The organism is Frigoribacterium sp. ME-P-080 (genome assembly GCF_030209595.1).
Classification (GTDB): domain Bacteria; phylum Actinomycetota; class Actinomycetes; order Actinomycetales; family Microbacteriaceae; genus Frigoribacterium.
In genome coordinates this window covers 70,964-95,371 of record NZ_JARVRR010000001.1, presented here as the reverse complement: position 1 = coordinate 95,371, position 24,408 = coordinate 70,964, and the positions used below count along the sequence as shown (strand labels likewise).

The following is a 24,408-nucleotide window of genomic DNA, read 5'->3' as shown; positions in this document are numbered from 1 at the left end:
TCCTACTTGTCCCAGTTGCAGCGGTGGCTGACCACGCCGGCAGCCCAGTCTGACCTGTTGGACTGGGCGCGTTCCAAGTTGTAGGGGCCGGTGAAGAACAGGCCCGCGCTGCCCGCCGCGACATGGCAGTCGAACTGTTGCTTCAGGGTCGCCTTGTTGGTCACTGCAGGCCAGCGGGCCTTCCATTCGTCCCACCCGTTCGCGCGGAACACGGCCCCGCCGGCGAGGTAGCCCCCCACGCCGCCGCCACCGCTCAACACCACGGACCCTGCTGCGGTCACGGCACCGTTGTAGGTGTAGTCGTTCCGCCACGATCCTCTCGTGATGGGGCCGAAAAGCTGGATCCCCAACCACGGGTCCGCGACGACCGGGTAGCCTGCCGCGCTCGAGTGCTCGACGACCTGGGTGATGGTCATGCCGGCGACCTCGTAGTGGGTGGGCAGCGAGGCGCCGGAGGCGTCCTTGGCCCAGGGCGGAGTGACCGCCCCTTCGAAGTTGCCGGCCGCGTCCGTGATGACCACGCCACCGTTGTCAACGAGGGTCAGGGCGCTGCCCTCCGTCGCTGTGATCTCGTAGTCGTAGCGGGTCGGAGCCTCCGGCCCGTCGATGACGGTGAAGATCTGAAGGCTGCCGTCCTCATGCACGACCGGCACGGTGGCGGACTCGTTGTTGTTGTCGAACGTCGTGACTCCGTCCTCCGTGACCACGGCGTCGGAAGCCTGTCCGGAGAACGGGAGAGCGATCTCGACGGTCCGTTCTGGGCTCGTCAACGTCGCTGCCACGTCCACCGACGTTGGCAGGTCGACCTCCGGTTCCGAGTAGACGGGTGAATCCACGAACCCGTCCATCCGTGCCGCGGGGACGTCCGCGTCGCCGACGGCGCCCGGCGAGACCGCCTCGATCGCGGCGACATACCCCTCTGACGCCGGTGCCAGGTCCTGGGCCGTGGCTGGCGCGGCGAAGGTGAGCCCGGCGAAGACCGTGGCGCCGACCACCGCCAAACAGGTAGTTCTGTGTTTCGTCATTCTGTGTTCCCCCTATTTCCGAGCTGACCTTGATCGGTCAGCTCCTAGAGCGTGGCAGCCACGTCAGGGCATCGGCCTCATCCGAGCGACGGACCCGGTCAACATTGCAGCCCACGCAACGGCGGTCGGCGGATCGGCCCGGCTCCGCCTGGCTTGGAGCGTGTCACGCGGGGAATGAGGACGTCACATGGGCCGCCCCTAGCCAGGGCCGTGGGCGCGCGGCGGCAGCGCAACGGCCGCGTGCGCCTCTGGCAGAGGGGTAATCGCCTCCGTGACCGATCACCGCTTCGGGCGCATGGCGCTTGATGTGTCGCGACCGCCTCCCTGACTCCTGGCGGACTCCCGGCCGTGCCGATCTTTCGCGACGGCCTCGTGGCGAGGAGTGAGGGAAGGCAACCGTCCCGAGTAGGGGGCCGGACCGGACGCAGTGGAGCCCGAATCGGAACGGGTCGACACGGCTCGGACATTCCTAACGAGCCCGGACACCGGGTCCTCTCAGGGCGACGCCCTGATCACCTCAACAGGAATGAATCGACATGATGCGCACACGTATCTCCAGCACCCTCGCCATCGCAGGCCTCCTCCTGGTCGGAGGAGCTGCGCTCCCCACGGCGGCCTCGGCAGCTCAGGCGTCTCCAGAACCATCTCCCGCCCTCGGCCAGGACGCCTCGTACTGCACGGCGGTACCGGGCGACACCGGTGTGCCCACGGACGAGACGGTCTGCTTCGGCGGCGAGGCCGAGGTGGACGCCTACCTCACCGACAACGGCATTCGGACGGAGGCGCCCGGTGTCGGCTCGCGCGCTGCGGCCGCATCCGTGGTTCTGGGCCGCGCGTACAAGGACGCCAACCTGCGGGGCTCCAGCTTCACCTACTACGGGGCCAACGCATGCTCCGGCAGCACCTTCGGGTTCTCCCCGCTCGCGTCGGGATGGACCAACAGCATCAGTTCCGCGCAGGGCCTGAACGGGTGTTCCGTCTCGCTCTACGCCAACACCGGCTACTCCGGAGACGTACAGCTGTGCACTCCCACGTGCCTTTCGCTCCCTCGCCTGAACGACGCGGTGAAGTCCATCGTGTTCAGGCCCTAGCAAGTCAGGGAACTAAGGGGGCGAGGCCGAGGGCGTCGCAGATGTTCTCGTTCGCGCTGGGCACCACGGCCGCGCTCCCGTCCCTCATCACACACACCTGGAGGTCGGCAGGCACGGAGCCTGGCTCGTTGGTGACGCTCAATGGGTCGTAGTCCTCGTCCAGCGTGCCCTCGCGCCAAATGTCCTGACACACCGATATGGCGTCGTCGATACGCCCCGGCCCGTTGTCGTGCGCGACAGTCGCCGTCGCGCCAGGGTAGGACCCGTTCGGGCCCCGCTCTGGCGCCGCCATGCACGTGACGTACGCAGAGTTCGTCACACTACGCGCATCGAGGACCGCGGCGGCAGCGACACCGGCCCCACCCAAGGCGACGACACCCAACAAGCCCCATGTGAGGGTTCGTCGACGGACCGAACGCCGACGTCGCTCGGGTGTTTCCCGAACATGTTCGAGGACGAGGGAGCGCAGGGCACGAGCCCTCTCCTCGTTCATGGGAGGAACTTTCTCTTCGTCCTTCACGACGCCCCTCCTGTCGTCTGTGCGCCGTCCACGGCGCGGAAGGGCGGCTCACGGTGACCCAGGTCCACCTGCAGCTTCTTTCGGGCCCGGTGCAGCTTGGACTTCACGGTACCTACCGGAAGTTGCAGAGCGGTGGCTGCGTCATTCAAGGTCATCTCCTCGATGAGCACCAGCTCGACGATCGACTGGTCGACCCTGCTGAGTTTGGCCATCGCCCTTGTCAGGCTCCGAGCGCGGGCTTGCGAGTCCAGATATTCAGCCACAGCCTCACTGGGGTCTCCATACGCCTCGGACGGAGGGGCCGCAGAGAGCAGCCGACGATAGCGTCGCTTGGACCGGTTCAGGTTCAGGGAGACATTCACCGTCACCGTCAACAACCAGGGCAGTGCTGACTCGTTCACTATGCGCACCCGCTTCCGGTTCCGCCAGGCTTCGAGGAAGACCGTGGCCACGACGTCCTCTGCGTCGTGCACGTCACCCATCCGCACAAGGGCTGTGCCGTAGATCCTCTGGCGATGCCGATCCATCAAGTCCCCGAAACAACGGTCCGATCCGCTCACGGCCGCGAGCCACAGGGCGGCGTCCGACTCTTCCCTCTCCACGCTGTCCTCTCGCGACGAACAAGCGTCGGGGTCGTCTCTGATCGCCCCCCAATCAGGCAACAAATTTTTTTTTGGAACCCTTTCCAGACTCCTGGACATTCATTGTCGAGGGCGCGCACCAAGAGGACCGGCCCTCCCCGCCTCAACAGGCGGGAATGCAGCACAGGCAGTGCCCGCCTCGATCAAGCCGGGGGAAGGCCACGAGGCGGGCACTGGTCACAGCTCGAAAACTCGTGACAGATCCATCTTGACAGGGGTCAAGCTCGGCATAGAGCGGAATGCACGGTTCCAGCGGGTGAAATCGCATGAGGCTGAGGAGTACCCGTCAGGGCGCGGATCTAACTTCCGCTTCAAACGCCTCCGTCAATTTGCTTGGAAGGCGCCCCCGCACCGGCACGTCGTAGCCCGCGTCTCTCGCCCACCTGCGCACCTCGGCCGGGTCGGGGCGCCCGGGCCGATTGCGTCCCGATCCCGTGTTGGGAGATTTCCGTGCCGCAGAGAGAAAGGGAGCCAAAGCCCTCTCCAATTCGACGACGTGTTTCTCGGTGAGATCAATCTCGTAACTTTCACCCTCGAGGGCAAAACTGACAGTGCGACCCGATTCACCCTCGATAACGCTTCCGTCGAGGTCGTCGATCAGCGTGGTTATGACTCTCTGAGCCATTCTTTCTCCTAAGGCCGTCCCCCTATTTGCCGTCATTCGTGCTGTCCAGAGTACGCGGTCTCGGTCGATTTGAACTAGGTATTCCGAGTCCTAGAACTGCTTTGAGCACGTCGGATCTGCGGGGCCTGCCTGACCCCGACCCCCTTCGCTCGTGCCGACGATCAGGCGACCTGCGTCGGGGAGTCGTAAGGAGCAGGCTCTCCCGCGGGTGACGTGCCCGACGTGGGGTGCCGGGGGTCGTCCTCACCCGTGGCTTTCGGGCGCTTGGCGGGTCCCACGCATCAACCCTCAGGCTGCGAGCCCCGCCGAAGGTGAAGCGGGCTCCACGGGGGCGTCGACGGCAGCGTCGGTGCTGTCGCGCTTCTGGCGGGATCGCTCCTTGGGTACTTCGCCCTTGAGCGCGCCCAGCCTCTGAGCCGCCGTGGTCGGGCTCAGTGCGAGCAGGGTCTCGTCACCCGCGGGCACGTCGTCGAGGTTTCCTTTGCGGGCGTTGAGGTCGAGAGAGTCCATGACGGTCTTCGCTACAGCCTGAGCCAGAAGGGGAGGGACTGCGTTGCCGATCTGCCGATGTCCGTGCCAGTTCGTGGCGTGGAATCGGAACCAATCCGGGAAGGAGTGGAGACGAGCCGCCTCCCGGACGGTGATGACTCGTGGCTCAGTCGGGTGGATGGGCCGCGACGCGCTGAAGGCGCCTCGCTCACGTCCCGTGCCGGCACGCAGGGTCAGGGCAGGTTTCGCCGCGGACAGGCGGTAGGCGCGGCTTACCGACTCCGTCGTGCCCTGCTCGGTCGCCGCGAAACGCGTCACTGACGTGGGCTTGTGCACCGTCGCCTTGCACCCGGTGAGAACGTCCGCCGGGCTTCGGCGGGGGTGGGCGTAGTAGCCGGATTCGGGTGACCGCAGTGCACGAAGATATGCATTGACCGGTTCCCGGAGCCGCTTGGCGTCTTCGTCGGTGAGCGTCAACGTGTCGACGTCCGAACCGACGTAGTCGCCGACGACAGGCAGGCCCGCGAATGCCTCGCCAACGGTGACTGCGGTCTCGACGGTCGATGTGGGCGCCTTGGGCACGCCGTGATCGAGGGTGCCCGCGATGACGACTCGCCGACGCTTCTGAGGCACGCCGAAGTCAGTGGCGAGCAGGACTCGATCATGTCCGCCGACGCTGTACCCGGCCTTGCGGAGACGGGCAAATGCCTCGTCCCGCAAAACCGTGAACCGATCGTGCAGGAACCCGGGCACGTTCTCCATGACGAATGCCCGCGGCCGCAGCTCCTCGACCAGTCGAACGAACTCGTAGATGAGCTGATTGCGGTCATCGGTCTCGTCCTGCTTGCCCATGATGGAGAACCCCTGGCATGAAGGGCCCCCGATGAGGACGTCGATGACCCCGTCCCACTCTGCGGCGCCGGGGTTGTGCAAGGCCCATCCCCGGGCGGCGGACTCTCGCAGGTCACTCGCACTGATCTGTTTGACATCCCTGCAGAGCGTGTCTGTCAACGGGAAGTTGTAGAGGTGCGTGGCGGCGTGAACGGGGTCGTACTCCACGGCGGACACCACGTCGAATCCCGCCATCTCGAACCCGAGCGACAGACCGCCGGCTCCGGCGAAGAGATCGATGGCCACCGGACGGGGGGAGTGGGGCTGAGGAGCTTTCACCATAGGCTAACGATCGCAGATAATCGAAGCTGATCCAAGCTCGCAGGGGCCGGTTAGTGCCCCTTTTCTAAAGTGCGCTTTCTCAGTCCCTGATGCCGACTGCATTTGGGGGAAAAATGGTCGACACAATCGAGCGCGTCAACGCGCAACCGGTCAAACGGTTTTTCATCGACATCATCACTCGGGACATCGATCTCGCCGCGGCCATCCTCGACCTTGTCGACAACTCCGTGGACAGTGCTCGCACGAAGAACCCCGACGGGGACCTGAGCGGCGTCACGGTCGAAGTGGTGGCCCAGGGCCGTGAGTTCAGCATTGTGGACAACTGCGCAGGCATGGACGTCGACCATGCGAAGGACTACGTCTTCCGCATGGGTCGGCCGACCGACGCCTCGGGCACGAGCGGGTCCATCGGGCAGTTCGGTGTGGGGCTGAAGCGGTCCCTGTTCAAACTGGGAACGAACTTCATCGTCAATTCGGCGGCCTCGAACAGCGACTTCACCGTCGAGTTGGACGTCGACGCGTGGGAGGACGAGCCCGATTGGGACTTCGACATCCTTGTCCATGATCGAGAGCCGCACGAGGCGACCGGCACCACGATCATCGTGAACAACCTCCATGACTCGGTCGAGGAGGCCTTCGCCGAAGTCAGGGGCCCTGAAGGCCAGAGGCCTTTCTCGGAACTCCTTCGCGACGAGCTGATGTCAAGGCACCGCATCGCCATGGGCAACGGGATGACCCTGAGGCTGAACGGTGACCGCCTCACCGCTGGGACGTCCGAGGTGGCGGACAGCGAACTCATCTCGGCCGCGGTCACCGAGTTCACCATCTCGACACCGGACGGGGAGCCGGTCCGGGTCAAGATCGTGGCCGGGGCTGCGCCACAGCTGTCCGGCATGGACGAAGACGCTCAACCCGAAGAGGTGGAGTTCCCAGCAGCCGAGGCGGGGTGGGAGGTGTTCGGAAACGGCCGGCTTCTTCTCTCGGCCGAGAAGACACGCATCACGGGTTGGGGCAGCGGCAAGGCCAGACTCCCGCTCTTCCACAACCAGTACGCGAGATTCCGCGGTTTCGTGTACATGGAAGCGGCCGACTCGAGTGCCATCCCGTGGAACACCATGAAGACCGGGGTGGACAGCGGCAGTCCCGTCTGGGCCGAGGTCAGGGAGGCCATGATCGTGGCGGGCCGGGAGATCATCACTCTCCTGAACCATGCGAAGAGTGAGCGGCAGGCGGGCAAGGAGGGCGATGAGGCGCCGATCAGCACGGCTCTCAACAGCGCCGCCACAGTCGTCGTCGAGCAGCCATCCTCCACGGTGGTCTACTCCATCTCCATCGGCGAACTGCGTGCCGACAACGTCGTCCACGCGCGCTACCCCGAGCCCAACCCCAACCTCCGTTCCGGAGTGAAGACCGTCACCTACGCAGTCGACCTGGACGCCTTTCAGATGGTCAGCCGCGCATTGAAGGAGAAGGCGGCCGCACGGGTCGGCCGCGCGACCTTTAACGTGTTCCTCGACGACATCGACAAGTAGATGACCATCGCTACCCACGCGAACGTAGGCAGTGGCAAACCGGCGATCATCGGACTCCGCACGTGCTCCGCAAGAGCGCCGCGTCGACGAGATGGACAGGAGGGTCTTCATGGCGAAGAGTAAGTCTCTGGATGCGGCTAGAGAGCAGGCGAGGGACTACCTCGAGACGTACTGGACTGACGACGAGGGGATGGTCACCTTCCCCGTCGACCCTGTCGCGATCGCGAATCGCATCGACGTCGAGGTAGTGCGAGCGGGACTTAAGGACAAGGTCTCGGGCCTCCTGGTCCGGGAAGACGGAGCCAGCGAGACGAAGATCTTTCTCAACAAAGCAGACTCTCCCCGTCGGCAGAGGTTCACATGCGCCCATGAGCTTGGACATCTCGCCAGCAGGAGCGACAAGCCCGACGAGAAGCTCGGCTTTGTGGATTCCCGTGACGAACTTGCCAGGGCCGGAACGGACCCCGACGAGATCTTCGCCAACGCCTTCGCCGCCGAACTGCTCATGCCCGGCGCCGCCGTCAGAAAGTGGTGGGCGGACGGGATGAGCGTCCTGCGCATCGCAAGGATCTTCGACGTCTCGACCGAGGCCATGGATGTCCGGCTCTCGTCCCTCGGACTCAACTGATGGGCAAGTCAGAGTCGCGGAGCATTCGCATGGGTGACGTGAAAGCCAACCCGCCTGCAGATACCGGTGCTACCGAGGACGAGCAAGAGTTCCTGGCGGCGCAGAGGTACATCCGGGAGGCCACCGACGCCAAGGTCTTCGTCTCCCTCCGTAGGCGGCCCGGTAAGAGACTGCGCCTGGCCCGGCCCGAGGAAGAACTCAGCATGAGCGCCCTGAAAGCCAGGGATCGGCGTCAAGACATCGGCCTCAAGCGGGTCCTCGCCTACTTCGCCGTCGGCGCCGTCGGGGTCCAGCTCATGGTTGCCAACTGGTTCTTTCACACCTACCTCAACCGCGTCGACTTCGTGCCCTCAGATGCCGTCATGATCGCGTGGCTGTCATCGAGCGTCGTCGAGGTGATCGGGATTGTGGCCATCATCGCCAGAAACCTCTTCCCGAACCGAGGGATGCTGAAGAAGGCTTCCCGTAAAGCAGGCGAGCAGGGCGAGTAGAACTTCTCGACGGCCCCGGGCCTCCCTGGGGCTATGACAGGGTCCCTACGCCTGCCGTCTCGTCGTGCCGGAAGGGGCCGAGGCGGCCCGTGTCCCCTGCGCACCACATGACGGCCCAACCCTAGCCACAGGGGTTGCGCGACCGGCGTTCGCGTGACGCGACGGTATTCCGGCCGACTCCGGGGCACGTATCGGCTGGGTCGGGCCGTGTCAGTTCACTCGGTCCAGGTCGTCTCGGCCGCGGATTGAAGGCCGGCGAGGTGCAAGTACCGGTACACCTTCCTGTAGTCCTCGAGGTCCCTTCCCGGTATGCCGCGGGCCCGTAGCGGCGCCGGTGACTTCTTGGGCAGCTGCCGATCCAAGTGGGCCCGCTCACGCGCCGTGATCATGGGTACTCGCAGGTCGAGATAGTCCTCGCCCGGGCGGAACGTGTCCAAGTCTTGGAACGCCTGACGGACGGTCTTCGTGGACGTCTCGACGGGAAGCATGAGCCCGCCGATGGTCTGCATGAGTTGCCCGTCGGCGTAATGGATGTTCAATACCTGCGACCACTGAATTCCCGTGTCCCTGCGCTGCTTCAGCCCGTGCGCCAGGACTGCCTCGACGGACGTCCGCTGTGCGCGACCCAGTCCATGCTTGGACAGCATCGAGTTGGTGAGACCCGGGGCCCGATACTCCGTGGTGACGTTCGCCTCATACGTTTCGAGACGCTTCGCCACTACGGGGGTCTCCTGCGCGTTCAGCGTGACGAGCAAGAAGGTCGGAGCGGACACTATCCGAGCGACCTGCAGGAGGTCGTCGATGATCTCCGGCTTCAACACGGTCGTGTAATCCAGCCAGAGGATCGTGGGGCGACTCAAGTCGATCTCCTTGCGGCGGAAAAGTTCGTTCGATTGCCCCGTCAGGATACGAATGGACTTGAAGGGTTTATTGAACTCGTGCCGTTCCGTGTCCTTCTTCTCGATGGACACCATGTCCCGCAGGGCGAGCGACCTGTGCACCAATTGGAAGTCGATAAATTCGACAGCACCGAAGCCGACGTATTGGTAATCGGCGCGGAAGATAGCCTGCGTGCGGCGCAACGTCTCGACGATCAGGTGGCGCTCGATGTTCTTGGCGGGTCGGTGGCGGTAGTCGAGCTTCGATCCGTCCATCAGTCCTCACCGACGAACTCGTCGTAGTAGTAGTCGAAGGTCGCGCGTCCGACCGCCGCTGCAGAGTTGACGTCGAGCGCGACGGCGACGGCCTCGAAGGCATCTTCGTCCACCGTGTACGCGATGCGGTGCCCCTTGCCCTTGACGATCTCGGGGTTCGCGTCGGGATAGGCGAGCGTCTGCGACACTTCGTCTTTCATCGTCTTAGCGACCTCGCTGACACTGGTGTTCTTGGCCGCTTCCAAGGCAGATGTGAGCGGTTTCGCCAGACGGTCGTCGGCGGAACCCTCCTCCTTCAGCTGGTTGAGCAGATTGATGACCTCGCGGCCGGTTCTGAGCATCTCCCCTCGGACGGAGGTCCAGATGGGGTCCGAGGTCTCCACCCCGGTCTTCGTCGTGTTCCATGGAAGCGCCTCGGACTCCTCTGCGCTCATGTAGACGTAGCCGCGGAAGCGACCGAACTGGTTGTGGTAGAGCGGCAGCGCGGCGCGGCCGCCTGCCCAGCCCGTGACGGCGGACCGCTCAGGCCCCATGAGGAGGCGGTCGTTCCCGAAGACGTACCAGCCAGCCGACCGTTCGGCCTCTTGGACCGTCTCGGGTTCGGCGCCGGGAGCGGTCTGGGTCTTGGCCGCCACCCCCGCGTAGATCTCCACCTTGACAATCCGACCTTCGTCGTCCTCCAGCTCGAAGCGTTCGACCAGGGGTCGGATGAGATCGTCCGGCTTGAGGTTGAGGGCGAGGACCGTGGGCTCCGCGACGAGCGCCTCCTCGTTCAGCCTTATGACCACTCCGCGCTCGAGAGCCATCCTGTGCTTCGAGCGCAGATCTTCCCTCAGTCGGTTCGTGACGACGAGTTCTCCGAGCGCCGTCGCGACGGCCGGTATCAAGCGGTGGATGACGATGGCAGTGCCCCGCGGCGGCAGCTTGGCGCGGTCGAGGTCGTGGACACGTACGTCTATGTTCCAGTCGTCGGCCTTTCTGATCCACTTCTTAACGTCGAGATGCATGTCGAAGTACGAGTCCTCGGTGGCGGACATCACTGTGAACTCGGTGCCCATCTTGAAGAGCGACCGCTTCATTCCGACGCCGAACTGGCCGATCGACCGGGGTTGTCCCGCTACCCCGTCCCCAGGCGCCTCCTGTGGTCGCGGACGTTCCGGGTCGTCGTCGTCGTCGGACAGTTCGTCTCCCGGGCGCCCGAGACGAAAGGCGTAGTCTACGGCGGCGTCGACGCTTATGCCCGCGCAGTTGTCGCTGATCGAGAACGAGTGCGAGTCGGCGACGATGTCGATGAGGACTGCGTCCTGAGAGCCCGACGCGCGGAGTTTCGCGGCGCTGTCGACGCTGTTGTCGACGAGATCGAGGATGGCGTCGTTAAGTTCAACGTCTCTAGTCAGGATGTCGATGAAGAACCGTTTGACAGGCCCGGCGTCGACGGGCCGGACGTCCACTGCGTCCGCGTCGTGGTCCCTCACCCTGTCCAGCAACCGCGGGCCCAGTACGTGCTGGCCGTCACTCATGGGCATGGTCGGTCTCGAGAGCGGACGGCATCAATGGCTGCTTTCTCTAAACTAATTGGGACGGATTTGATTTTGGCTCGCTTAGCCGTATTGCGCCAGCCCCATTCACGGAATGCGTGCCAGAAAGCAGGTCATGCCGTCACCGTCGACCGGGCGCTCGTCATCGATGTTTCACGGCGTCGAGCCAGTCGAGAAGGCTCTCGGGGTCGCTGACGATGCGGGTGCCGAAGTGGCTGTCCAGCTTCGCGGCACGGGCTGTATTGGCCCAGTGCTTGTCGGCCCAGACGGCGTCGCAGTGCGGCAGGGCCTGCGACAGGGAGAGCAAGTCGCTTCGGTCGTGCTGTTTGAAGACATATGCCTTGTTCTTGTAGGTGCGGAAGAGCAGTTCTGTGAAAGCGGCCGTGGGGCCGCTGCTGTTCACGAAGGTGATCGCGGCCGCAGGGGATGCCAGCTGCCGGAGCGCGTCCAGATGCTCCTCGGCGAGGATCTCGTCATGCATCCAGCTGAGCGTGTACCCGGCGACCTGTCGGTACGTCTCTGACGCGTCCACGGGTGCCTTGATACCCGCGTTGTGGTCTTGGGCGAAGGCGTCGCCGAGGCGGTGCTCAGGCCGGTAGTCGATGCCAGGTAAGTCGTAGGAATCGTCACCTCCGACGAGGTTGAACCACTCCCAGACCGCGGTCGGGAGGTCTCGCTTTAGCTGGACGAAGTCCGCGGTCGGGGCCACGGCCGGTCCTTCCTCTGCATTGTCCGTGGCGAGGGACTCGACCATGCGAAGCCGGCCCGTCTCGGAATCGAATGCATGGTCGGCCCCGATGCCCAACGCACTCGTAGGGTCCCTCCGCTTGAGACCGACGGGCAGCTTCTGGTCGAAATCAGCCCGCACCAGCGCATCGAGAGGGGCCAAGGTCACGTAACGGGATATCTCTGCCATCGTGCGGGCGAGGGCCACGCGGCTGTTCTTCCCTTGTCGGTTCCACAGCTCAAGGTAGTTAACGGACGACAGGCAGACGACGAGGCGTTCTTCGTCCACAAGCGTCGCGAGTCTGTTTCGCAGGGGCAGGAATCGGATCTCCTTACCGTTGCCGGCTCGCGCCAACCCCACCCAAGCGGACTGGTCCAAGTGCAGGACGGGTGCGTCCGGTAGGTCGGTCGCTACCTCCGGCAACGCTTCAGATCTCAACGACACGTTCCACCCCCTGCGGGCCCGTCCAAGGCGCTGCTACTCACGTCCTCCGGCGCGGCTCAGCAAGTCGCCCGCCAGGCCCCACTCGTCATCAACCCGATCGCTCCTGAATCGCTGACTGTCTCCGCACCAGTCGACCCGTCCGGGCTTCGCGGCGAGGTCGAGTCCGACCTGCAGACGACGCTCCTCGCATTCACCGGCATCGCCCTCCTCGCATCAATAGCGGGTCTCGCCAACGCGATGATTATGTCCGTCATCGAACGCAAGCAAGAGTTCGGATTGCGCCGGGCCATCGGCGCAAGGCCGATCCACATCACCGGGCTGGTCCTGGCCGAGGCGGTCATGATCGGTGGGCTGGGGGGAGTCCACGGTCTCTTCGCCGGTTTCTCGGGGGTCCTCGGCATGACTATCTCGAGGCACTGGGTCCCGGTCTTCGACCTCCGACTTGCACCCCTTGCAATCCTCGGAGGCGTGGCCGTCGGAGCCATCGGAGGACTGTTCGCAGCGGGACGCGCTTCCAGGATCCAGCCCCATCAAGCATTGCGCCTGTAAAGCGCCGACGCTGAGCTGCTTCACCCCGCAAGGCGTTGGTGGGCCCCGGGTCCGGCCCGAACGACGGCCCGTTCCGCCCCCCGTACAAGACGGTTGTGTCGACACGCACGAGGACCGCAGCCTACGACCGTCTTGCGACCAGTCGCCCCGACCGATTCAGCTCTCCATGCCCCTGACGCACCGTTCGATCACCATTGCGACGGCGTGGGGGTCCTCGTGTTCCCAGAAACGCAGCACCGTCCAGCCTTGCGAGGCGAGGCGCTCATTCGTGTCCGCATCCCTCGCCCGGTTCCGCGCCACCTTCTCCGCCCAGAAGCTGGAATTCGTTCGCGACACGGTGTGGTGGTCGGGGCAACCGTGCCAGAAGCATCCGTCGATGAAAACCGCTACGCGGGGGCCGCGGAACAGCAGGTCGGCGCGACGCCGTAGAGACTTCTCAGGGGGCGAGTCCACCAGGTACCGCAAGCCACGCGCGTGCACGAGTCGGCGGACTCGTAACTCCGGGCCGGTATCCCTGCTTCGGTTGCCTTTCATGCTCCTGCGAACGACATCGCTGGACGCCCAAGACTCGGTTGCCATGCTCCTACTTTGCTCCGCTCTCACCGGTCTACGGTCGGCCGGGCCCCTCACGACCCGCCCGTCGGAACGAACTCGAACGCAAGCCAATTAGGCTCGGATTGCCATTCCGAGAATGGCACGGAAAAAAATAAACGAGAATACCTTTCTCGCGATTACGGCGCCTCTGTTTGCCCAGCTGCATCGCGAGGCGCTTACGCCGACGCTCCTCCAGACGCGAGATGCGTCTCCCCACGCGGGCACCCGCGCATGCGTTGTCGAATGACGGTGCAGACGGGCAAACTCGCCTTTCGTTTCGACCGGAATGAGGCCAAGCAGATGAGACAGCCCCCGAACCGGCAGATGGGCGCCTCCGGCGAGACCGCTGTCAAGGGCTTCTTCGAGAACCTCGGCTGGGGAGCGATCGGCACCGGCGACCACGACCTCGGCACGGATCTCTACCTGCAGCTCCGAGACGACGAAGGTGTCGAGCTGCTCCTGATGATGGGCGTCCAGGTTAAGACCGGGACGATGTCGTTGTCCGAGCAGGCCACGGTAAACGGCGAGGACGGGTGGTGGTTCCGCGAAGACGACCACAGTCACCTCGACTACTGGTCCGACCACCCAGTGCCCCACATCCTCGTCCTGCAGGACGAGACGAAGACGCGACGGTTCTGGGCGTACCTCGACCGCGAGACGATCAGGAGTACGGGCAAAGGCATCCGTGTCTTCGTACCCGCTTCGCAACCGCTGGACGGCTCGTTCCGCGAGCCCTGGGCCCAGACCGCGGACCGCGCGCTCCGCCGGCTGCAGTTCGAGGGATCGAGGTGGAACTACGACGCGACGACTCGACCCGTTGAGGACCAGGCCCGAATGGCACTCCTGACACCGCGGCTCGTCGTCCCCCACCCGAATCGGGGTTCAGTGACGCCCATGACGTGGTCACAGGCCGCGGCGACGGTGATCGACTCTTCCGCGACTCGATGGGAGGAGAATGCCGAGAGGCACGAGGCCGTGCCGGACTTCGGTGAGGCGCTTCGACACGAAGACCCTCACTGGCGCTTCGCGGGCGCCCTGTACGCGTGGCGCACCGGGGCTGACGCGGACCCCCTCGAGGCCGTGGCGGTGTCGACGCGGTCCTCGCGAATGGGCGTCGCCACGGCCGTGGCCCTGTCCGTCGCGCTCCACCAGTCAGGGCAATCCGAGCGCGCGGTCGAGGCGCTGCGGGTCAACCTCGTGCACGACGAGCACACGGTCGACCAGGGGTGGCTCCGCGTGCGGATCGCCGCCCTCGAGATGGAGCGGGGAGAGAATCCTCGGGCTAGATCGATGGCGGAGGAGGCAACCGTCCGGCTGGCCAGACACGCCCGCGACGTGACCGCCAGCGCGCTGCAATCGACGGCCACCTGGATCCTCTTCGAGACCGAGGAGATGCTCGTGAGGGACCTCTCCGACGTATTGCCCGCCCTCGACAACATGGCCAGCTGGTGGCGCTCCGAGAAAGTCGCCAACGGCCTCTCGACGAGCATGGCTCAAGCCGCCCGCTCGTGGGCCCGTGATCCGACGGTCCTCCTCGGCGGAGCTTCGACCGGCCGCAACGACCTGGCGTCCGCCGAACTCATAGCGAACCTGACCGGGATGACAAGCCAGGCCTCGCACGCCCGTGGCCTGCGGGCCAAGGTCGACCTCACAGAGGGCCGAGACGCGACGGGGGCTCTCCACGACCTCCTTACCGCTGGAGATCACTCGTCTCTCAAAGCGGCCTTGCGACACCTGAGGTCCGTCGGGTCTGCCGCCACGTTGAGCGAGTTCATATCAGGTGTGGACCCTGAGTCCTTCTCCAGGACGACGTTCCGAGCAGGCCTCACGGCCGTCGCTGAAGCGGGCGACTACGCGACCCACAGCCACGGAGCGCACCTGGCCGCCGACGTCGCGGACATGCTGCTGGGAAGAGACGACCGCCCAGCCCGCCTCCGGCCGAAGCTGCTCGCCATCGGGCCGCTCCTCGAGGCCCTCGCCGGAGTCGTCGTGTTCGCAGAGGAGACTGTGACTCGCGACGTCGTCGATCACCTACTCGACGCCGACCACGACGAGACCCACCAGGGACCTTTGAGTCACCTCCTCGGCCGTCTCGACGATGCCGGTCACCTCCGCCCCTTCAGCGCGCGCGTGGCGGAGGCAGCTCAAGACGACAGCGCACCCCGCTGGCGGACGCGCGTCTTCGCCACACGGGCCTTCGAGGTCCACGAAGTCCGTGTGGCCACGGGTGGCCGCATTCTGGGCGGTGACCTGGAGGCCCTACGCGGCGTCCCCGACCTTGCACATCTCCGAGGTGACGAGGTCTCGGCCGCCCTGCAGGCGTGCTGGGCCAACCTGCGGGCTGTGACGGAGCGCGCGCGCCGCGGCTCGATGAGCGTCATGAGCACGGACGCCGCCCGACTCGCGGCCGGCCTGCTTCTCACCCACCGCCGACCGGACGAATGGGCGCCGCTCCTTCGATTCCTGGAAGACGGCGCGGTCGCTCTAAACCTCAAGATCGACACTTGCCGATTCCTGGCCGCGCACACTGCCGCAGTCCCGCTCTCCCCCCGGCGAGCACTCGAGGAGGCTCTCCCCGCCATACGGAAGTCGAAGGCGATGCCGGACCCCTCCGGTCGACGGCTGGACACCACGGCCCTGGACGCGCTCCAGGTCCAGCTCGGCGGCGATGACGACATCTCGTCGCCGATGCTTGCTGCCCTGGCGACGTCGGCGGTCGAGGAGCACCGCACCTGGTACGCAGGCCACCTCCGCGCATCGGGCAACGTCGACGCACTCGCAGCCCTCCTCGTCGATCCGTCACAACGGGTGCGAGCGGCTGCCATGAGCGCGTTGGCGTCGATCGCCGTCAGTGACGGTGCTGCCTCACGCCAAGCGCTTCGCACCCTCGAGGCAGGAGCTGCACATGCCGGGGAGCGATCGCTTGGCGCCTTGATGGACGAGTTGCCTCGCTCGGTACTGCTCGAACGCCCCCAGCTGGTCCCACTGCTCGAGAACCTTCGACGGCACCCAGCATGGCGCATCCGCCAGTCGGCTTCGATGCTGCTCGGTGGCGGCACCCACGAACACGATGAGGACCAGGGCGGTAGGAGTAAGTAGCGAGTACGCCGGTTGGACCCGATCCTTTACGGCCTCTGCTCTCGGGCCACAGCCCCCCGGACGGCTCCCGCCGGTTTCGCCGGGCGGGGCTGCTGCGCATGCGTCCACGCCGGACACCCGGTAGGGCGTCGGCGTGGATGCACGTACTCCGGGCTGTCTGCTCGTGAAGCCAGGATCTAGAGGGCGTCGTCTTCGCTCTGCAGGAAGGTGTCCCCGGCGCGAACGATTCGGATGCCGGCGGTAGGCGCACCCTTGACAAGGGCACGCATGATCTCCTCGGCCCACGCCCGCGTCAGGTTGCTGGCCACGCTGAGCGAACCCGACGTGGTGCGCACGAGTCGGGCGTGCGCCGACGCGTTAAGTTCGCCTTCCACGCGGGAGATCGCGCCCAGGACTTCAGCCGCCTCCAGCCCCGATGCGTTCGCGACGATCGCAGCCAGGTGGCGAACGGTCCGGGCAGCGGTCATCGGGGGAGTGGCGGTCTCGCCCACCTCGATCGAGTAGATGGCGAACTTGCCTCGCACTCTCCGCAGGCGCAGCTCGAGAAGCTGCCTCCTCTTACCGTCGGGAGCGACCTCGACGTACCTGTCGGTGAACGCGGCGAGGATCTCATCGTCTAGGCGCCGAATGCCGCTCGTGGACGTGGGGTAGTCCATCAACTGCGCCACATAGCCCTCTTCGAGGTCCGCTAGGGCCACCTCGAGCTGGCCCGTGGTCTTAATCCCCAAGCGGTCCAACTGCTCGAGGACGACGTCGTAGTCGCGTCCTTCGCCCCGTTCGGCACCGGGGTGACGAGCGGCGACGACCCTGCCGAGCGAGGCCTGGCCGATGGGCGTCTCGTCGGTCTCTTCCGGGTCCGCTTCCACCTCTTCGGGCGAGGCGGGAGCGGCTTCCTCTTTCGTGTCCTTCGAGATGAGCGTGCCCTCAATCTGGGCGAAGAGGTTGTCCATCACGCGACGCATTCCGCCCGCTTCGACGAACCACTGATCGATCTGCAGTTTCCTGTCAGCCGAGAGGCCCTGGTAGGCGCCTGCCTTGTATCGGATGTCGTGCTCGTATTCGGCCCACGCATGCGAGGCGACGCTACGGAGCTGGATCTCGAGACCCGGGTACTTCTTCAGGTACCGCGTCAGGCGCGGGTACCTGGCCTGGGCGTCCTCGTCCGTGAGGCCGGTGATAACGAGGTGCTCGCTGTCGTAGCCGTTGTACTTGGTCAACCCTGGGTTCTTGTGTTCGAGGACGTCCGTCCGGCTCTTTACGAGGAGAACGAGATCGTCCCGGGCACTCGTGGTGAACAGGATGATACGAGCGGCGACACAGTCATGGATCTGCGTGGCCGGGTCCGGGTAGCGAGGGCCCCCGAACGCGTCGATCTTGCTCGCTTTCTTCTCATAGGAGGACAGAGACTTCGCCCGCCCGTTGATCGCATGCACCGTGATGCTGGCTTCCTGCGCAAGCTCCGTCAGGTACGCCTGCACGTCGTCCGAGGCGCCCCTCAAAAGCTCTTGGTCTTGCGCATATCGCCACAGATGCGCGGCAATTTCCGTCACAGGATTACCGTCTTTTTCGTCGGACATTTCTTCCCCCAGAAAGCTTTTATGAAATCCAATTCCTGGCTACATTAGCGCTACAACAGCGGCCTAAGAAGAGCCCCAGTTGGGGGCTGTCCCTCGGTCGTCGTCGGGGCCAAGTCCGTGGAACGATTTGCAAGACGCGCGACGCCGATGTCCGTCGCACTGCCCCGATACATTGCATATCAACGTGTTGTCGCTTGACGCAAAACGGCACTGTGGTTGGGAGGGTGCCTCGGCTAGCGTGGGGGCATGAGGCCTCTCGACGCGTCGACTACGACGTCGCATGGCCCTTCGCTTCGACTCATGCGCAATGGAAGGCGGGGCGACCGGTCCGGCATGAATGTCGCTCCCTCGATCGTTGCTGCATTCGAGGTGCGTCCTGCGACGCATGGCGCCGCTGCGGCCTCGCTGAACCCTGGCTCCGCACGCTGGCGAAGGTCGACTTGAACGACGACGTTGAAGTTCGCGTGGCAATCGCGGGCGACTGGCACTCGAGCGGGTACTGGGCTCGTCGCGCCCTCGGGATGCTCCACGACCAGGCGCCAGATGTCCGGACAGTGCTGCACCTCGGCGACTTCAACCTCAGCTCGAACACCCCTTGGGCGGCCTACCGCCGAAGCGTCATGGAGGCAATGGCCGCGAACAGCATCGAACGCATCCTGGTGACTCCCGGAAACCACGACGACTGGAGCCAGCTCGGGCCGCGCTTCGACCAGCATCCGGGGGTCCCCTACTGGCTGCCCAAGGCCCCCGGGATCTCTTTCCTGCCTCGCGGCTACCGATTCGAGATCGGAGGCAGGACTTTCCTGTCCTTCGGCGGCGCCGCCTCGCCCGACCAGGGGAGGCGGATAGAGGGAAAGGACTGGTGGGGCAACGAAGAGCCGACGGAGGCCGACGTCGCGCGCGCGCTGGCAGGCTGGACAGTCGACGTGCTGCTGACTCACGAGGCGGTTGACGGGGGCACGCGGCTCGTCGAGGACGTGATCGCCCGCCCCAACCGTCGGCTATTCGACGAGAGAGGTCTGAGCGCTTCCCGACGCAGCCGCGCCCACGTCACGGAGGTCTGGACCCGCCTCGCTCCCCGACGCCTGTTCCATGGTCACATGCACGTCCGGGCGGAGGCCCACCTGCCCGATTCGCGGTCCGTCTACTCACTCGCTGCCAATAACTCTCCCGGCAACTTGGGAATCCTGGACCTCACAGATCTCAGTTGGTCCTGGCTGGACTAGTCCCCGGCCGCACGTGACCGACCTCGACGAGCGTCGACGATGCGGGCAATGCCCCGAACTATAGATTTATAGAATGCGCTGTCGCGGCGGGGGCGGTCCGAGCACTGCTGCGATCCCCACCAGTCCCCACCGGCTCCCCGCGTCGATCAATGAGTACGACTCTCGGGAAGGCCAGGACGCGCTCCTCGGCAGGTTAATGTCAGAAGAGTCACTCGAGAGGCGGTACGTCCGGGTCATGAGCCGCAGTGGGACGGACGCCGGTCTCCCCGCGGAAAGATCCGGTTACATCCCGTGGCCGACAGCGTCCACAACCGACCGCGCCCGCTAGACCATAGGGTGCCGGACGGGCCGCCTAATTGGCAACTGAACAACGGCGCCCATACTTGTAACAGTCGCGACTGTGCAAGGGGTGCCGGCAGTCAACGTCATGTCCATCAGGCCACCGAGATGGACTCGTTGCGACGGTCGAACAGATCTAGAAGGGCCTCAATCATGTCCAAAGCCGCGTCGTAGAACATCGAGACGGTGACGAAGCTCGATGTGACGTTGAAGGACGCCGACCGACCATCGAACGCTTCGGTCTGCTGACGTTCGAGGACCGCCGTCATCATGCTCGTGTTCCCGTGCGCGATACCGCTTGCCATCCTCCAGATAACCAGGGGCGGGTGGTGCCCGGGTGGAACCATGGTGGCTATCGAACGAAGTCGCTCGGTCACGGACTCAACCTTCGTGAGGTCCGCTCCCGCAAGTTCGGGGCGGCCGGCGAGCTGGTCTTTCAGGCGCTGATCTACGACCTCAAACCCAGGGTCGGATTTTCCGAGGTCGGTCAGAACCGACCTAAGCTGACGCCGATTATCACGGGTCAGTCTCATGGCTAAAAGCAGTCGTTCATCGCGGGCCACTGGCTGAAGCAGCCACAGCCCTGTCCCTGCCGCTTCAATCGCGCTCCGAATCAAGGTGAACGACGACATCGCTAGGAGGGCCCCTCCACTGCTCTCGACACTGACCTGCAAGCCGTGAAGATGATCCAGAGCCGTGCCGAGGAGGTTTACAATCTGGTCGGGAACGGAGTTGTATGGCGCCGCCGCTTCGTCGCCGGCGAGCGAAGACCTCGGACTCAGCTCGAGCTGCTGGTATCTGCTATCGAGCCGGTCCCGACGCGCGAATCCGAATTGCAGAAACAGCAAGCCACGCTCGGCGTCTTCGTCGGCCTCACGGTTGTCATAGGCCCCCGAAGCATCGGCATCGTTCATTCCCTCATCATCGCTTAGTGACGGGCAGCGTCTTACGCTCGGCGGGTTCTCCGCGGCGTCGGCACTCGCGACCATCCGCTCGATGAGCCGTGCGCCGTCAACGAAGCCCTTCGGCCGATCACCTGCCGGGCGCGGAGGCTCAGCTCGTTCTTTGGGCAAATGAGAGGGAGAAGCCCCGACTCAGCAGCTGTGTGTCTTCGTCTCCGTGAATACTTGGCACGTATAGTTGAGTGATACTCTCCGAGAATGACGCCCGCTTCAATCGCTCAGCGCATCGCTGACATCGCCAGTAGCCAGTGGGGCATGATCACGACTGCGCAGGCCCGCGGGAACGGTGTCGCACGGGCGAACCTTGCCCATCGAATCCGCACCGGTGAGCTGGAGCGCACTGATCACTACGGCGTCTACCGCCTCGCCGCTGTCCCCTCAAGCCCGTTGGACGATCTCCGCGCGGCATGGTTATCGACGAACCCCGCGGTACTCGCCCCAGAACGTACGGCCGCGCTGCGTCCGGACGCTATCATCGCCTCCGCGGCTGCGGCGATGGTCCACGGAATCGGCGACGTCTACCCGGCCCCCTACAGGATCATCGTCCCGGGCCGCCGCCAGAGCGCTAAGGGCGCCATCAACTATTCCTGGCGTGCCCTCGACTCGCGCGACGTCGAAGTCGTGAACGGCCTGCCCGTCACCACCCGCGAGCGGACCATCGTGGACCTCCTCGTAGGCGAAGGCGATGTCTCCATCGCGGCCGACGCCTTGAGTGATGCGCTGCGGGGGCAGTACGACCTCGACGAGACCCGCCTCGCGGAGCTGCTCGCCCCAAACGCGGAGCGACTCGGACGGGTTCAGGGTGACGGTCTCGGCGCACTTGCGCACCTCATGGTCGTGGCGGAGGTGGACGCCGTCTCCGAAGCGAGCCGTGCCCTCGACCGACTCGTAGGTTCCAAGACCCCACTGCCAGGCATGGAAGCGTTCCTCATTAGGTCCATGGAGCACCTGGCCGGCTTGGCTGCGAGGACGTCGGTTTCACCGGCCATCCTGGCTTCCGCGCAGACCAACCTCAATCCGCTGAAGGACAGCGACTCTGCCGCGCTCCAGCGGAGAAGCCAGAGCCCAGATCGCTATCGCGGCGGTCACCACGGCAGCTAGCGCGCTCACTGCCGCGGCCCAAGCGGATGTGGCCTCCGGCGTCCACCCCCCCCCCCGGCAAGAGAAGTGCTGACACATGCAGAGTGAAAGCCAACATGGCACGAGCGTCAGCCTCACGATGTGCCAGAGGGACCCATTCGGATGTGCCAGGTCCTCGCGACTTACGCACAAACACGGCGTCATTGCTGGCCGGCAAGCCTGTAGCTAACTAGCCGCCACAGAAAACCCCTGGTCAGCCAGGGGTTTTCTTTTTTCCTCGGTGGCCCGTCGTGCACTCATGGTGCAGCCTGCGAAGAGACCCGCCTGCGGACGCGTCGCGAAGCGCCGGTTAGGCGTGTTCCGTCAGAGCGACACGGTTCCGGCCTTGGGCTCGCACGTTTAGTGCGTGCGGATGGTGGCGGGTCCCGGTTGCCCTCACTCCGCGATAGAGAACCCTTCGACGCTGGAAGGCTCTTTCCGGACGCGCGGGCTTGAAAGGAAGCAGGCTTGACCACCGTTACCACCGGCGTTCGACTTCAAGCTGCTTCGCAGCACCCGGGCTCGGTCATTATCTACGACAGGATGAATGACGACGGAGAAGCTGCTCGCATTGGTCCGCCGGGAAAGTATCGAGGGCGTTTACCGGGTTCTGAGTGACTTACAGCGGACGGCGCGAACGCAGAAGGGCCGCTTCGCCAACTTCATTGAAGTTGAGCGCCCAGTCGAAGCGCAGAAGGCGTACAAGGCGAGCGTTCGCGAGATTGCTGATGACCGCCCCTTCAGGGAGACACTCATCAAGATTCGAAACGAGGTGGCTGCTCATATGTTCAGCGACGAGGTAGGTATCGAGTCCGCCGCGGCATGGGTTGTGTCGCGCGAAGTTTTGCCGAAGACAGACGACGCGATGTTCGACAGTCTCATTTTTAGCCGGTCCGTTCAGGTCCTCCGAGCGCTCCACCGACTAGATGCGGATCTTGCACTCGTGGCTCGATTTTAGTTCTGTCCGTTAGGGGATCGCGCTGCGGGCGCGTCTCAAGCCCAGCGGCGCCTCAACCATAGGAGAGCTGCATCGGCTTCCTGCCGCTGAAAGTCCCTTAGGTTCGGCATGTCCTCGGGTGCCGGTACCTGGAGTTGCTCGACCCATGAGCCAGCAAGTCCAGCAAGGACCGCATCGACGGCCTCTGCCGGCACACCTCGGAGAGAAGGGTGATCGAGATGCTTTTCGACGTCTGCGTCCCCGTCGTTGACCAGGACATCGAGGAGGTATGTCACCGAGTCGAACCAGGATGCTCCGACACTGGCCCAGGGCCAGTCGACCAGCCACACCCGTGACTTCTCGTCGATAAGGAGGTTGTCGGCACGGCAGTCCAGGTGCACGAGGTGATCTCCCTCGGCTGTCCTGGGAAGTTGTGCGGCGATGTGGCGGAGCCGGTCGATGTGCGCACCGACCCAAGGATCGAGTTCGTTCACTGCTCCCGACGTGGTCAAACGGTTCCAGCTCGCAGCGTCCGATGTCAGCTCGTCCGAAAGTCGGGGCAACTGCGAGGGCGTCTCGATGCGGGGCAGCGTTCCGAGCGCATCGAGGACGAGCGTGGTGTCATCCACCCCTGGCTGGCGGCCGTCGATGTCCTCGTAAGCCACGACGATCCAGTCGTCTTGCTCGAGGGTCCCGACAAGGCGGGGTGCGGACACCGACGTGGGAAGGTCCCGGACGATTGCTGCTTCCCGCCGATGCATCTCGTAGGTGCCGACGTTGCGGGCACGTTCGACGGACTTTGCGAAGACACGGCGGCCGTCGGCAAGGACTAGGCGATCAGCACTCCCGGAGGAGAAGCCGCCGGTTTGACTGACGGCCTCCGTGACCTCGGCGCCGAGTGCATCCTCGACGGCGCGCCGCAAGGTGTGCGGTGCTTCTGCCCATGTCGTCCTGGCCATGATCATTCCTTTCCGCGGCAGCCCCACCCTTACACGGACGTGACCGCCCAATGGGGGATCGTTCATCGAGATCAGTTTCGGACTGACCCCTAAAGACCGATGGCGCCCTGTAGGTGCGGGGGCGTTGCTGGCCTCCGCCGTTGGACGGTGACCGATCGCAGCGAACGCTCTTCGCTCGTGGCGACGGCCCGTACCGAGGGATGGCGGCTCGCTTCGGATTTGTGGTTTGGGCGGCGCTACGTGTTCGTCGCGACAACGAGGACGACGAAGTGCGACGGTGGATACGACTCCTGCGTCAGCATGGATCGAGACACCACACGGGAATCTGCTGGTGGTTCGACCGTGGAGTTGCTGCCGTCACCGGAATCGAATCGAACCGACAAGCCAGCTTCTTCGACCTGGCGTCGCGCGTCGGCCAGGGGAAGGCCTCGGAGGTCGTTCTGTTCGAGGAACGATCGAACCGCGGTTCCATCGAGGTCCACCGCTTTTGGTTCGTTTGGCATCACCACGGAGGGGTCCGTCGAGGAGGGCGTCACGTAGGGGTCCGCTGAGGTGGGCGGCATGTAGAGATCGTTTACACCGGGGGTCGTGCAGCCACTGACGGCAAGAGTCAAAGCGGCCGACGCGAGGGCTGCGGCAGTCAGGCGGCGAATCGATGGCACAGTGGCTCCCCTAGAGGTCGTCATGACAGCGTAAGTGCCGCGACCCGTCTCAATAGGGGATGGGCCACAGGGCGCGGCTCGCCTCGGGGGCGTCGTGACGGCTGAAGCGGGCCAGCTAGTTCGATAGTCACGACCATCCCGTCGACGAGGCACTTCCGCGGCTCGGCTTCGGTAGATGATTACGCGTGGCGTGATGGGCGCAGGGTCAGCTCCGCTTGGATGCTTGAGACCCGCCCGTTGAACGGGTGCGGAGGGAGGTGCTGGGGGCATGTGGAAATGGCGTGTGTCGGGTGGCTGCGTCGTCGTT

21 protein-coding genes are annotated in these 24,408 nt (G+C 64.9%); 9 read left to right on the top strand and 12 right to left on the bottom strand.

The genetic code is table 11. From position 1 onward, the window contains the following. Positions 1 to 2 precede the first annotated feature (2 nt). Positions 3 to 1,025: a hypothetical protein gene (locus QRN23_RS00460; protein ID WP_285061984.1), complete on the bottom strand. Its 1,023-nt coding sequence runs from the start codon at positions 1,023 to 1,025 to the stop codon at positions 3 to 5. A gap of 536 nt (positions 1,026 to 1,561) precedes the next feature. Here QRN23_RS00460 and QRN23_RS00455 point away from each other — a divergent pair. Further along, complete coding sequence (locus QRN23_RS00455; RefSeq protein ID WP_285061981.1) at positions 1,562 to 2,116, top strand: hypothetical protein; 555 nt, start codon at positions 1,562 to 1,564, stop codon at positions 2,114 to 2,116. Positions 2,117 to 2,120: 4 nt separating this feature from the next. Here the strand turns inward: QRN23_RS00455 and QRN23_RS00450 are convergent, their stop codons facing one another. The 4 genes from QRN23_RS00450 to QRN23_RS00435 form a co-directional block, all read right to left on the bottom strand. Further along, positions 2,121 to 2,636 carry a hypothetical protein gene (locus QRN23_RS00450; protein ID WP_285061979.1) on the bottom strand — a complete coding sequence of 172 codons (516 nt, stop codon included), beginning with the start codon at positions 2,634 to 2,636 and terminating at the stop codon, positions 2,121 to 2,123. Then, positions 2,633 to 3,238: an RNA polymerase sigma factor gene (locus QRN23_RS00445; protein ID WP_285061977.1), complete on the bottom strand. Its 606-nt coding sequence runs from the start codon at positions 3,236 to 3,238 to the stop codon at positions 2,633 to 2,635. Before QRN23_RS00445 ends, QRN23_RS00450 begins: the two co-directional genes overlap by 4 nt. Before the next feature lie 325 nt (positions 3,239 to 3,563). Then, positions 3,564 to 3,902, bottom strand: a complete 339-nt coding sequence (locus tag QRN23_RS00440; RefSeq protein WP_285061975.1) for a histone-like nucleoid-structuring protein Lsr2 — start codon at positions 3,900 to 3,902, stop codon at positions 3,564 to 3,566. Between the two features lie 288 nt (positions 3,903 to 4,190). Then, positions 4,191 to 5,528: a DNA cytosine methyltransferase gene (locus tag QRN23_RS00435; RefSeq protein WP_285061974.1), complete on the bottom strand. Its 1,338-nt coding sequence runs from the start codon at positions 5,526 to 5,528 to the stop codon at positions 4,191 to 4,193. Between the two features lie 149 nt (positions 5,529 to 5,677). Between QRN23_RS00435 and QRN23_RS00430 the strand changes: the two genes are divergently transcribed. From QRN23_RS00430 to QRN23_RS00420, 3 genes are all read left to right on the top strand, one after another. Next, positions 5,678 to 7,096 carry an ATP-binding protein gene (locus tag QRN23_RS00430; protein WP_285061972.1) on the top strand — a complete coding sequence of 473 codons (1,419 nt, stop codon included), beginning with the start codon at positions 5,678 to 5,680 and terminating at the stop codon, positions 7,094 to 7,096. 109 nt (positions 7,097 to 7,205) lie between these two features. After that, positions 7,206 to 7,724 (top strand): ImmA/IrrE family metallo-endopeptidase, encoded by a 519-nt coding sequence (locus tag QRN23_RS00425; RefSeq protein ID WP_285061970.1) that lies wholly within the window; start codon positions 7,206 to 7,208, stop codon positions 7,722 to 7,724. A 29-nt stretch (positions 7,725 to 7,753) separates the two neighbouring features. Continuing rightward, positions 7,754 to 8,215, top strand: coding sequence for a hypothetical protein (locus QRN23_RS00420; protein WP_285061968.1), 462 nt, complete (start codon positions 7,754 to 7,756; stop codon positions 8,213 to 8,215). Between the two features lie 215 nt (positions 8,216 to 8,430). Here QRN23_RS00420 and QRN23_RS00415 read toward each other — a convergent pair whose 3' ends face one another. From QRN23_RS00415 to QRN23_RS00405, 3 genes are all read right to left on the bottom strand, one after another. Then, on the bottom strand, positions 8,431 to 9,369 hold the full coding sequence (locus QRN23_RS00415) for an O-methyltransferase (protein ID WP_285061966.1): 939 nt from the start codon (positions 9,367 to 9,369) through the stop codon (positions 8,431 to 8,433). Further along, on the bottom strand, positions 9,369 to 10,895 hold the full coding sequence (locus QRN23_RS00410) for an ATP-binding protein (RefSeq protein WP_285061964.1): 1,527 nt from the start codon (positions 10,893 to 10,895) through the stop codon (positions 9,369 to 9,371). The genes QRN23_RS00415 and QRN23_RS00410 overlap by 1 nt, the downstream gene beginning before the upstream one ends. A 154-nt stretch (positions 10,896 to 11,049) precedes the next feature. Beyond that, positions 11,050 to 11,922, bottom strand: a complete 873-nt coding sequence (locus QRN23_RS00405) for a hypothetical protein (protein WP_285061962.1) — start codon at positions 11,920 to 11,922, stop codon at positions 11,050 to 11,052. A gap of 186 nt (positions 11,923 to 12,108) precedes the next feature. Between QRN23_RS00405 and QRN23_RS15435 the strand changes: the two genes are divergently transcribed. Beyond that, positions 12,109 to 12,627, top strand: a complete 519-nt coding sequence (locus QRN23_RS15435) for an ABC transporter permease (protein ID WP_350224679.1) — start codon at positions 12,109 to 12,111, stop codon at positions 12,625 to 12,627. A 156-nt stretch (positions 12,628 to 12,783) separates the two neighbouring features. Here QRN23_RS15435 and QRN23_RS00400 read toward each other — a convergent pair whose 3' ends face one another. Then, positions 12,784 to 13,206, bottom strand: coding sequence for a very short patch repair endonuclease (locus tag QRN23_RS00400; RefSeq protein WP_285061961.1), 423 nt, complete (start codon positions 13,204 to 13,206; stop codon positions 12,784 to 12,786). 258 nt (positions 13,207 to 13,464) lie between these two features. Here QRN23_RS00400 and QRN23_RS00395 point away from each other — a divergent pair, with 258 nt between their 5' ends. Next, the gene (locus QRN23_RS00395; protein WP_285061959.1) at positions 13,465 to 16,320 is read left to right on the top strand and encodes a DUF4365 domain-containing protein; all 2,856 of its coding nucleotides are present in this window, start codon (positions 13,465 to 13,467) and stop codon (positions 16,318 to 16,320) included. 176 nt (positions 16,321 to 16,496) lie between these two features. Here QRN23_RS00395 and QRN23_RS00390 read toward each other — a convergent pair whose 3' ends face one another. Beyond that, complete coding sequence (locus QRN23_RS00390) at positions 16,497 to 17,897, bottom strand: RelA/SpoT-related domain-containing protein (RefSeq protein WP_285061957.1); 1,401 nt, start codon at positions 17,895 to 17,897, stop codon at positions 16,497 to 16,499. Between the two features lie 440 nt (positions 17,898 to 18,337). Here QRN23_RS00390 and QRN23_RS00385 point away from each other — a divergent pair, with 440 nt between their 5' ends. Continuing rightward, a complete protein-coding gene (locus QRN23_RS00385; protein WP_285061955.1) occupies positions 18,338 to 19,123 on the top strand; it encodes a metallophosphoesterase family protein in 786 nt (261 codons plus the stop codon). Positions 19,124 to 19,557: 434 nt separating this feature from the next. On the opposite strand, the gene QRN23_RS00380 is transcribed toward QRN23_RS00385, so the two are convergent. Continuing rightward, a complete protein-coding gene (locus QRN23_RS00380; RefSeq protein ID WP_285061954.1) occupies positions 19,558 to 20,376 on the bottom strand; it encodes a hypothetical protein in 819 nt (272 codons plus the stop codon). Between the two features lie 246 nt (positions 20,377 to 20,622). Between QRN23_RS00380 and QRN23_RS00375 the strand changes: the two genes are divergently transcribed. Both QRN23_RS00375 and QRN23_RS00370 read left to right on the top strand, forming a co-directional pair. Continuing rightward, entirely contained in the window at positions 20,623 to 21,525 is a 903-nt protein-coding gene (locus QRN23_RS00375) for a type IV toxin-antitoxin system AbiEi family antitoxin domain-containing protein (protein ID WP_285061953.1), read from the top strand. Positions 21,526 to 22,090: 565 nt separating this feature from the next. Then, positions 22,091 to 22,501 carry a hypothetical protein gene (locus QRN23_RS00370; protein ID WP_285061952.1) on the top strand — a complete coding sequence of 137 codons (411 nt, stop codon included), beginning with the start codon at positions 22,091 to 22,093 and terminating at the stop codon, positions 22,499 to 22,501. 35 nt (positions 22,502 to 22,536) lie between these two features. On the opposite strand, the gene QRN23_RS00365 is transcribed toward QRN23_RS00370, so the two are convergent. Further along, positions 22,537 to 23,439: a phosphotransferase gene (locus tag QRN23_RS00365; protein WP_285061951.1), complete on the bottom strand. Its 903-nt coding sequence runs from the start codon at positions 23,437 to 23,439 to the stop codon at positions 22,537 to 22,539. Positions 23,440 to 24,408 lie beyond the last annotated feature (969 nt).

What these genes read in the sequence shown, in the direction of transcription:
- QRN23_RS00460 (WP_285061984.1), bottom strand. Translation starts at nt 1,025, where the DNA reads ATGACGAAACACAGAACTACCTGTTTGGCGGTGGTCGGCGCCACGGTC.
- QRN23_RS00455 (WP_285061981.1), top strand. Translation starts at nt 1,562, where the DNA reads ATGATGCGCACACGTATCTCCAGCACCCTCGCCATCGCAGGCCTCCTC.
- QRN23_RS00440 (WP_285061975.1), bottom strand. Translation starts at nt 3,902, where the DNA reads ATGGCTCAGAGAGTCATAACCACGCTGATCGACGACCTCGACGGAAGC.
- QRN23_RS00430 (WP_285061972.1), top strand. Translation starts at nt 5,678, where the DNA reads ATGGTCGACACAATCGAGCGCGTCAACGCGCAACCGGTCAAACGGTTT.
- QRN23_RS00425 (WP_285061970.1), top strand. Translation starts at nt 7,206, where the DNA reads ATGGCGAAGAGTAAGTCTCTGGATGCGGCTAGAGAGCAGGCGAGGGAC.
- QRN23_RS00420 (WP_285061968.1), top strand. Translation starts at nt 7,754, where the DNA reads ATGGGTGACGTGAAAGCCAACCCGCCTGCAGATACCGGTGCTACCGAG.
- QRN23_RS00415 (WP_285061966.1), bottom strand. Translation starts at nt 9,369, where the DNA reads ATGGACGGATCGAAGCTCGACTACCGCCACCGACCCGCCAAGAACATC.
- QRN23_RS00410 (WP_285061964.1), bottom strand. Translation starts at nt 10,895, where the DNA reads ATGCCCATGAGTGACGGCCAGCACGTACTGGGCCCGCGGTTGCTGGAC.
- QRN23_RS00400 (WP_285061961.1), bottom strand. Translation starts at nt 13,206, where the DNA reads ATGGCAACCGAGTCTTGGGCGTCCAGCGATGTCGTTCGCAGGAGCATG.
- QRN23_RS00395 (WP_285061959.1), top strand. Translation starts at nt 13,465, where the DNA reads ATGACGGTGCAGACGGGCAAACTCGCCTTTCGTTTCGACCGGAATGAG.
- QRN23_RS00390 (WP_285061957.1), bottom strand. Translation starts at nt 17,897, where the DNA reads ATGTCCGACGAAAAAGACGGTAATCCTGTGACGGAAATTGCCGCGCAT.
- QRN23_RS00380 (WP_285061954.1), bottom strand. Translation starts at nt 20,376, where the DNA reads ATGAACGATGCCGATGCTTCGGGGGCCTATGACAACCGTGAGGCCGAC.
- QRN23_RS00375 (WP_285061953.1), top strand. Translation starts at nt 20,623, where the DNA reads ATGACGCCCGCTTCAATCGCTCAGCGCATCGCTGACATCGCCAGTAGC.
- QRN23_RS00370 (WP_285061952.1), top strand. Translation starts at nt 22,091, where the DNA reads ATGACGACGGAGAAGCTGCTCGCATTGGTCCGCCGGGAAAGTATCGAG.
- QRN23_RS00365 (WP_285061951.1), bottom strand. Translation starts at nt 23,439, where the DNA reads ATGGCCAGGACGACATGGGCAGAAGCACCGCACACCTTGCGGCGCGCC.